This is a genomic window from Vibrio sp. CCUG 15886 (assembly GCF_028570825.1).
Taxonomy (GTDB): domain Bacteria; phylum Pseudomonadota; class Gammaproteobacteria; order Enterobacterales; family Vibrionaceae; genus Vibrio; species Vibrio vulnificus_B.
This window is the reverse complement of the sequence record NZ_JAQQBT010000023.1, coordinates 25,025-34,114: the sequence shown is the minus strand read 5'-3', so window position 1 is coordinate 34,114 and position 9,090 is coordinate 25,025. Positions and strand designations below refer to the sequence as shown.

Here is a 9,090-nt window from a genome sequence, read left to right as displayed (position 1 = left end):
TTTCTCTCAAAGCGGAGGTGCATTCTAGCGAGTTAATTTGAAGAGTCAAACACTTTTTCAAATTTATTTTCTCAGAAACTTTTGCCTCACCCGACCTTGCTGAAGCCTTACGCTGTCTGCCGTGTCGGTGGATGCGCATTATAGGGAAGGCAGTTTTATTGGCAACCCCTAATTTGAAAAAAAGTCACCAAAAGCGTTTGTTTGATTACAAAGCCAACAATGTGGCGCAAAAGAGAGCAAAACACCCCCTTTCGCGACTAATAAGATGGGGTAAATGATAGGACAAACTTAAATAAAGGCGTATGCATCAGCAAACATTCTTTCACGCTTAGCTTGTTTTTGCTGTGTAAATTGCTCTCTTGCCAAGCCAGCCATCTCAAATCGACCTGCGATGTAAATATCGTAGTTTTCCAAACTACTGAAATCCTCGTGGATGGCTTGTAATACGTTACCCACTTTGCCCTGCCAATTCGCAGGAGACTCTTCCACGACGGGAATAAAATGCACATTCGCATTTTGGCTGGCAATCAAAGCCAACTCTTCGCTCGCGTAAAGTTGTGAATAATCCCTAGCTCCCCAGTAAAGATAAATTGAGTTTGGCTTATTCTGCGCGATACAGTGATCGAGAATAGAACGTACATAACTAAAACCCGTTCCACCAGCAATGAGTAACATCGGTCTTTCGCTCTCTTCACGGATCCACGCATCGCCATGTGGTGCATCGATATCAATATAGCTATCGTTATCCAATGCATTCTGCATCACCTCCACCACTTCAAGTGCATAGGCATTATGTTCGGCCGCACCGATATGTAACTCTAACTCCCCTTCGTGACGACAAGGGCTACTGGCAATGGAAAATGGACGCTTGTCTTTCTCGCCCATCACCACCATGAGATATTGACCTGCTTTAAAGGAGACTGGGTTTTCAGGATGCAATAGGATCTGGTAAGTGTTGCTGGCTAGTGGCTTAATCGACTTTACTTTACATTGAATTGTCATGGTATTCCTCTGACTTACTCTTCGGCGAAGGTAAGTTCTAAATTACTTTCTGTATAGGCCAGACAAGGAAATATCCAGCCTTGTCGTTGTTCTTGTTCAGTTAATAGTGGCTCTAGTTGATAACGAATCTCTCCAGAGACTTTTCGGCACATGCACATGGCACATGAACCCATTTGGCAACGGTTTGGAAACGCAATGTTATTGTTGAGCGCAGCGTCCAAAACCGTTTCACCTTCTCTAACGACAAAAGAGATATCCATAGGAAGAAGGCGTACCATATGGCTCATAGAATACCGAACTCCTGCCAAAGCGCATCGACTTTAGCCACAAGTTTAGGATCTTTTTTAATCGGTTTTCCCCATTCTCTCGTGATTTCTTCAGGGTACTTATTGGTGGCATCAAAAACCAATTTAGCGCTACAACTCTCACTACCGTCTATCTTCAACGTATCGCGTGCTGGATCCATCCGCGTAGTGATCGCCCAGATGATGTCATGCCAATCATCGGCTTTGACATCGTCATCACACACCACGATAAATTTATTGCGCTGTTTAACGCTCCCGACTTGCCATAAGCTTTCTACCACTTCTTTGCATTGCCCAGCATGGGTTTTATTGATTTTAACAACTATAAACTGACCACTCGCAACCGCTGGCACATAGATATCTGATATTAGAGGATGGACCGCTTTAAGAGCATTCACATCGATACCAATCTGCGACGCAAACTCTGTGGACACCGTCGCCCCTTGCAATGCTAACTCCGCCTCCCATTTTATGGTGGCATCTAGGCCCATCTTTGAACCTAACCCAGCCACAGGTGAGGCAAAATCGAGAGAATCTATCGGCGTGCTCTCAATAAATAGAGAGTCGAGTATTGGGTTCATATTTTCCGTCATCGCCTTAACGACATCATCCCAATCACGCGCATTCACTGATTCATCACACACCACTACATACTTGGTGTACATGAACTGACGTAAAAAAGACCAAACGCCCATCATCACGCGTTTCGCATGGCCTGGGTATTGCTTTTTCATCGTCACGACAGCCATTCGGTAAGAGCACCCTTCCGGTGGCAGATAGAAATCTTCTATTTCAGGGAACTGCTTTTGCAAGATTGGCACGAAAACTTCATTGAGGGCCACCCCTAATACCGCGGGTTCATCTGGTGGGCGACCGGTGTAAGTACTATGATAGATAGGCTCTTTACGCATCGTAATATGCGTGATGGTAAAAACGTGGTGCTTTTCCTTTTCATTGTAATAGCCAGTATGGTCACCATAAGGCCCCTCATCGGCATACTCGTTTGGGTCGATATAGCCTTCGAGCACAATCTCTGCACTCGCGGGGATTTCGAGATCATTGCTGACGGACTTAACCACTTCGGTTTTACTCCCACGCAAGAGACCTGCAAAAGCATATTCCGAAAGTGTATCTGGTACTGGTGTCACCGCCCCTAGAATCGTGGCAGGATCCGCACCGAATGCAACCGACACAGGAAAAGGTTTTCCGGGGTACTTTTCCATCCAGTCACGTAGATCCAAAGCCCCACCTCGGTGTGCTAGCCAGCGCATGATGATTTTGTTTTTTGCGATTTTCTGTTGACGGTAGATCCCCAAATTTTGGCGCTTCTTGTGGGGACCTCGCGTAATGGTTAATCCCCAAGTTAACAGTGGCGCAACATCATCTTGCCAGCAGCTCATCACGGGAATCTTGTCCAGATCAACCTCTTCACCTTGCCAAACCACTTCTTGGCATGCTGCTTTGCGTAAACGCTTCACAGGCATATTTAAAACTTGTTTGAACACAGGCAGCTTATCCAAAGCGTCTTTAAAACCTTTAGGTGGCTCAGGTTCTTTGAGATAGGCAAGCCACTGCCCAACCTCACGCAGTTCTTTTACTTGTTCTCTTCCCATCCCCATCGCAACGCGCTCAGCGGTACCAAATAAGTTTGTCAACACTGGGATATCGTAACCAATTGGGTTTTCGAACAGTAAAGCCGGGCCGCCCGCTCGCAGTGTTCGGTCACTGATCTCGGTCATTTCATAAGCGGGATCAACTGGGTGGGTAATGCGCTTTAATTGCCCTTTCTTCTCTAGGTGATTGAGGAAGTCGCGTAAATCCTTAAAACTCATAGGCCTTCTACATGAAGTGGGTAAACTTGAGGCAGTATAACAAAACGCATTTCGATAGGATCCGCTAATTTTGTGAGGCTATTTTGCAACTTTTATTTTAAAGCTTGTGCGATGAGATGACGCTTAACCGGGTAGCCACCCGATAATACCTCTTGCAACCATCCCTCATGACCTTGTTTACTGAGTTCTTTTGCCACTAGCGCAGCCTCATCAGGCAGAGCCATTCTCGTAATAAGAAACTGCTTCACGTCTTGGGAGAGCGGATGTTTACTTGCCAGCGCCTGAATCGCTTGTTCTTTCAGGCTTGGATTCAACGCTGCCGCCATCACTTGTTGCAACGCCTGTTCATCTCCCATAGACGCCAAACGTGTTAACTCTGCTTGGCTGTTGTGATCCGCTTTCATCCGCCACAATAGATGATACACATCTGGACGCTCGCTCACTTGAGCAAAACGCACGACGACGGCGGAAGAAGGTAACCAAGTGGTGATGGGCTTATCGACTAATTGATTCACTAATCGATCTAACGCTTCTGGCGATAAACTGTCCAACTCTTTGAGTAGCAAAGATTCGCGCAATTGAACCTGATGAGTAGAGCCTGAGAGCCACGTCTGCAAATCAAACTTTCCTTGCTCCGCTAATAAAATGAACTCCAACGTGGATTGGTCTTGTTTCCAACGTTTGATAAGTCGACTGGCAATGGCAGGATAGTTAAACGCAGGGACAGTAAACTCGTAACCATCCCCTTTTTCAACCACTTGGTAAGCTGGTGTTTGCTTGATTTGTGACTCGACAAAAAGCGCCATCCGAGGCGTTAAGATCACTTGATTTTTCTCAAGCTTATCGAGCAAGACATAACGCACCACTTCTTGTTGAGGGAGTGCCAATCGTTCTAAAGAAAACTTCAGCTCATTTGTTTTGTCGCGAAGTGCATAATCCAAAAGTTCAGAGACTTTGCTCTCGACTTGTTGATCTTGAAGCCACTGCTGCACCGTGTCGGCTGGCACTTCCTTCGCCAACGCAATCTGCGGCATCCAAAACAGTGATAAAGAGAGGAGTAGCGACGACAACAATCCATGTTGCATATTAACCTCCTGTTAACATTCAAATCCATTCTGAACAGTTATTCAGCTAAATGCAAACAAAAACGCCACTCGAAGTGAGTGGCGTTTTCTTAAAGTGAGTCTTTTATTGACGGCGCATTGCGTCAAAAAATTCATCGTTGGTTTTCGTCATCGCAAGCTTATCGATGAGGAATTCCATCGCGTCTGTTTCGCCCATAGGATGAACAATCTTACGCAGAATCCACATTTTCTGTAGTTCATCTGGCTTCGTTAGCAACTCTTCACGACGAGTACCAGAGCGGTTGAAGTCAATCGCAGGGAATACACGTTTTTCCGCGATCTTACGGTTCAAATGCAGTTCCATGTTACCGGTACCCTTGAACTCTTCGTAGATCACTTCGTCCATCTTAGAACCTGTGTCAACCAACGCAGTCGCGATAATGGTTAAGCTACCGCCTTCCTCAACATTACGCGCCGCACCGAAGAAACGTTTTGGACGGTGCAATGCGTTTGCGTCCACACCACCTGTCAGTACTTTACCTGATGAAGGGACAACGGTGTTGTATGCGCGAGCAAGACGAGTAATTGAGTCAAGTAGAATCACCACATCTTTCTTGTGCTCAACGAGACGCTTCGCTTTCTCGATAACCATTTCTGCAACTTGAACGTGGCGAGATGCTGGCTCATCAAAAGTAGAAGCAACCACTTCACCTTTCACTAGACGCTGCATCTCGGTCACTTCTTCTGGACGCTCGTCAATCAGTAGAACCATCAACACACACTCAGGGTGGTTGTAAGTGATACTCTGCGCAATATTTTGTAGCAGCATGGTTTTACCCGCTTTTGGCGGAGCAACAATCAAACCACGTTGACCTTTACCAATCGGCGATGCCAAATCCAATACACGCGCTGTGATGTCTTCTGTCGAACCATTACCACGCTCCATCACCATACGCTCATTCGCGTGCAGCGGCGTCAAGTTCTCAAATAAGATCTTGTTGCGAGCGTTGTCTGGTCTATCATCGTTAACCGTGTTGACTTTCAACAGTGCAAAGTAACGTTCGCCATCTTTAGGTGGGCGAATTTTCCCTGCAATCGAGTCACCAGTACGTAGGTTGAAACGACGAATTTGGCTTGGTGATACGTAGATATCGTCCGGACCAGCTAGGTACGAACTGTCTGCACTACGTAGGAAACCAAAACCGTCTTGCAGAATTTCCAGAACCCCATCGCCAAAGATATCTTCGCCGCCTTTCGCGTGCGCTTTGAGGATTGCGAAGATGATGTCTTGTTTACGTAAACGCGCCAGGTTTTCCAGACCCAAGCTTTCGCCAAGCTTGACCAGGTCTGATACCGGTTTGTTTTTCAATTCGGTAAGGTTCATGGTGGTGGATTCTTGTTTAGTCAAAATAAGATCTGTTTTCTAGTTAAGATGGATTTGGTCTCAGGATCGACCAAGAAGAGAAAGTTGTTTAATTAACGTGCGATAAATTAGCACTAAATAAAACTCTAGTCCAGAGTTTGAAAAAAACAAAACCGCGCATTTTGATATTGCACGGTTTTGTTACTAATCACTTATGGATTATAGGTTCGCATCCAAAAACTCTTTCAATTGAGTTTTTGACAGTGCGCCCACTTTCGTCGCAGCTACGCTGCCGTTTTTGAAAAGCAGCAGGGTTGGGATGCCACGAATACCAAACTTAGGTGGTGTGCCCGCGTTGTGGTCAATATTCAGTTTGCCGATAGTGAGTTTGCCTTCGTACTCTTCTGCGATTTCGTCCAGGATTGGGGCAATCATCTTACAAGGACCACACCATTCTGCCCAAAAATCAACTAGTACTGGGCCTGCAGCGTTGATAACGTCGTTTTCGAAACCTTCGTCAGACAGCTGCAAAATCTTGTCACTCATCTTCCACTCCAATGTGTTTTTCGAAACTGGTTGGATGATAACCAGTAATTTGATGCTCTATTGGAATGTATTTGCTTTCTTAATGCAAGCTTTAGCTGATATTCTATAGCCATGAAAAAGACGCATATCACAGAGCAAAAGTTCGCCGATTTGGGTTTAAATCCCCAAGTTGTTGAAGGATTGGAAAAAAAAGGGTTTGAGTTTTGTACCCCTATCCAAGCCTTGGCGTTGCCGGTACTGCTCTCCGGCCAAGACATCGCAGGCCAGGCCCAAACCGGGACTGGTAAAACGCTCGCGTTTCTCACTGCTACCTTTAACCATTTGTTGACCACTCCTGCACACGAAGGCCGTCAGCCAACACAGCCACGAGCCATCATCATGGCGCCAACGCGTGAGTTAGCGATTCAGATCTACAACGATGCTGAGCCTCTAATCGCAAGTACTGGCATCAAAGCAGCCCTCGCTTACGGCGGTGAAAGCTATGATAAGCAGTTAGCCAAGCTACAAGGTGGCGTTGACGTTCTGATCGGCACCACTGGTCGTATTATCGATTTTTACAAGCAGCGTGTGTTTAACCTCAATAACATTCAAGCGGTTGTGCTTGATGAAGCCGATCGCATGTTCGATTTGGGTTTCATTAAAGACATTCGTTTCTTGTTCCGCCGTATGCCAGCACCACAAGAGCGTCTGAACATGTTGTTCTCGGCAACGCTTTCTTACCGCGTGCAAGAGTTGGCGTTTGAGCACATGCATAACCCAGAGCACGTTGTGGTTGAGCCTGAACAAAAAACTGGCCACCGTATTCAAGAAGAGTTGTTCTACCCTTCTAATGAAGACAAAATGGCGCTGCTACAAACACTGATTGAAGAAGAATGGCCAGATCGCGCGATTATTTTCGCTAACACTAAATATAAGTGTGAATCCATCTGGGCTCATCTTGCTGCCGATGGTCACCGTGTTGGCCTGCTCACTGGTGATGTTCCACAGAAGAAACGCGAAAAGATTCTTGAGCAATTTACTCAAGGCTCTGTAGATCTCCTCGTGGCAACCGACGTGGCAGCTCGTGGCCTGCACATACCGCAAGTAACGCATGTCTTTAACTACGATTTACCTGATGACTGTGAAGACTACGTTCACCGTATTGGCCGTACTGGCCGTGCTGGGGCAAGTGGCCACTCGATCAGCTTTGCTTGTGAAGACTACGCCATCAACTTGCCAGCAATTGAAGAATACATTGAGCACACCATTCCGGTCTCGGATTACGATTCAAGTGCCTTGATCCAAGATCTACCAGCGCCAGTCCGTACACCTTCTGCGCGTAATCAGCAACGCCGCACGAACACTGGCGGTGCACGTTCAGGTGATCGTAAGTCAAACAACCGTCGTCCACGACAACCGCGTCAACACAAGGAAGCGTAAACCGTTTATGAGTCAGGCAGGCAATTCTCCGCTTTATGCAGCCATCGATCTCGGGTCGAATAGTTTTCATATGCTCGTAGTGCGTCATATCGATGGCAGCGTTCAAACTATGGCTAAAATCAAACGCAAAGTGCGTCTTGCCGCTGGGCTTGATGAACACAATGCGCTCAGTAAAGAAGCGATGCAGCGAGGATGGGATTGCCTGAGCTTATTTGCGGAACGGTTGCAAGATATTCCCGCAGAGCACATTCGTATTGTTGGCACAGCCACACTGCGCACCGCCACTAATGTCGATCTGTTTCTGCAAAAGGCCAATCAAATCCTTGGCCACCCGATTGAAGTCATTTCTGGGGAAGAAGAAGCCGCGACGATTTACAAAGGCGTGGCGCACACCTCTGGGGGAAGCGGCCGACGCTTAGTGGTGGATATTGGTGGTGCGAGCACCGAGCTGATCATCGGTGAGGGGTTTGAAGCCAAAGCGCTGACGAGCCTCAAGATGGGTTGCGTAACTTGGCTGGAAAACTTTTTCAAAGATCGCCAACTCAGTGCACGCAACTTTGAGGCCGCCATTGAAGGGGCCAAGCAAACCTTATTGCCGATCCTGGAGCAATACAAATCACTCGGTTGGGATGTTTGTGTGGGCGCTTCCGGTACCGTACAAGCGCTGCAGGAAATCATGTTGGCGCAAGGCATGGACGAGGTCATTACCCACGCTAAGCTTAAGCGCTTACAAAAACAAGCCATGCTTGCGGATCATCTCGAAGAACTTGAAATTGAAGGATTAACCCTCGAAAGAGCACTGGTCTTCCCTAGTGGTTTATCGATTTTGATTGCTATTTTCGAATTGCTGGAAATCGACGCCATGACGCTTGCTGGCGGTGCTTTGCGTGAAGGCTTGGCATACGAGATGATGAGTGAGTTACGCCAAGATGATATTCGAGCACGCACGATTGGTAGCATCCAGAGTCGTTACCAGCTCGACAGTCAATATGGTCAGCAAGTCGCGAATTTGGCCTTAAAGCTGCTGCAACAAGTGGGCGACGTGATGTGGATCCCTGAACCACAAGGGGCCATGTTGCTGGAGACCACAGCCAAACTGCATGAAATTGGGTTGACCATTGATTTCAAAAAAGGTGGTGAGCACAGTGCGTATCTGATGCAGCATCTGGATCTTCCTGGGTTTACTCGCGCACAGAAATTCTTAATGGGTGAAATTGCCCGTCGTTATCGTGAAGGCTTAACCTCGCTCCCAGAACAGCATGCACTGTCTGGCAACAGCGGCAAGCGCCTGCTGCGTTTATTACGCTTGGCCGTGATATTGTCGCATCGCCGTCAGCCATCCTTAGAGCCTGAGGTGACCCTGAGTGCTGAGGGTGACAAACTCACTTTAGCGATTGATGCGCAATGGTTGGAAAACAATCCACTCACTGCAGCGGAACTGGAACTGGAAGCCAACCGCCAAACCGACATTGGCTGGCCTTTGGTTATAGAAAGTCGCTAGCTCACAGAGAATAAAAAATCCCGAACCATGATGATTCGGGATTTTTTGTTTGTGCCAC

Annotated in this window: 8 protein-coding genes; 2 read left to right on the top strand and 6 right to left on the bottom strand. The window is 47.1% G+C overall.

Translation table 11 applies throughout. From position 1 onward, the window contains the following. Positions 1-288 precede the first annotated feature (288 nt). The 6 genes from fre to trxA all read right to left on the bottom strand — a co-directional run bounded on the left by fre (position 289) and on the right by trxA (position 6,112). Entirely contained in the window at positions 289-1,002 is a 714-nt protein-coding gene (fre, locus tag PQQ36_RS21105) for an NAD(P)H-flavin reductase (protein WP_039554963.1), read from the bottom strand. Positions 1,003-1,016: 14 nt separating this feature from the next. After that, positions 1,017-1,289, bottom strand: coding sequence for a 2Fe-2S iron-sulfur cluster-binding protein (locus PQQ36_RS21100; RefSeq protein ID WP_011078983.1), 273 nt, complete (start codon positions 1,287-1,289; stop codon positions 1,017-1,019). Continuing rightward, positions 1,286-3,139, bottom strand: coding sequence for a 4-hydroxy-3-polyprenylbenzoate decarboxylase (gene ubiD / locus PQQ36_RS21095; RefSeq protein WP_085760624.1), 1,854 nt, complete (start codon positions 3,137-3,139; stop codon positions 1,286-1,288). The genes PQQ36_RS21100 and ubiD overlap by 4 nt, the downstream gene beginning before the upstream one ends. Before the next feature lie 92 nt (positions 3,140-3,231). Next, positions 3,232-4,224, bottom strand: a complete 993-nt coding sequence (locus PQQ36_RS21090) for a hypothetical protein (protein WP_225471013.1) — start codon at positions 4,222-4,224, stop codon at positions 3,232-3,234. Between the two features lie 103 nt (positions 4,225-4,327). After that, a complete protein-coding gene (gene rho, locus PQQ36_RS21085; protein ID WP_011078986.1) occupies positions 4,328-5,587 on the bottom strand; it encodes a transcription termination factor Rho in 1,260 nt (419 codons plus the stop codon). A 198-nt stretch (positions 5,588-5,785) separates the two neighbouring features. Next, on the bottom strand, positions 5,786-6,112 hold the full coding sequence (gene trxA / locus PQQ36_RS21080) for a thioredoxin TrxA (RefSeq protein ID WP_011078987.1): 327 nt from the start codon (positions 6,110-6,112) through the stop codon (positions 5,786-5,788). 111 nt (positions 6,113-6,223) lie between these two features. Here trxA and rhlB point away from each other — a divergent pair, with 111 nt between their 5' ends. Together rhlB and gppA are read left to right on the top strand one after the other, a co-directional pair. After that, entirely contained in the window at positions 6,224-7,531 is a 1,308-nt protein-coding gene (gene rhlB, locus PQQ36_RS21075; protein ID WP_013572600.1) for an ATP-dependent RNA helicase RhlB, read from the top strand. Positions 7,532-7,538: 7 nt separating this feature from the next. Further along, positions 7,539-9,032: a guanosine-5'-triphosphate,3'-diphosphate diphosphatase gene (gene gppA, locus PQQ36_RS21070; protein ID WP_011078989.1), complete on the top strand. Its 1,494-nt coding sequence runs from the start codon at positions 7,539-7,541 to the stop codon at positions 9,030-9,032. The last annotated feature ends 58 nt before the right edge of the window (positions 9,033-9,090 follow it).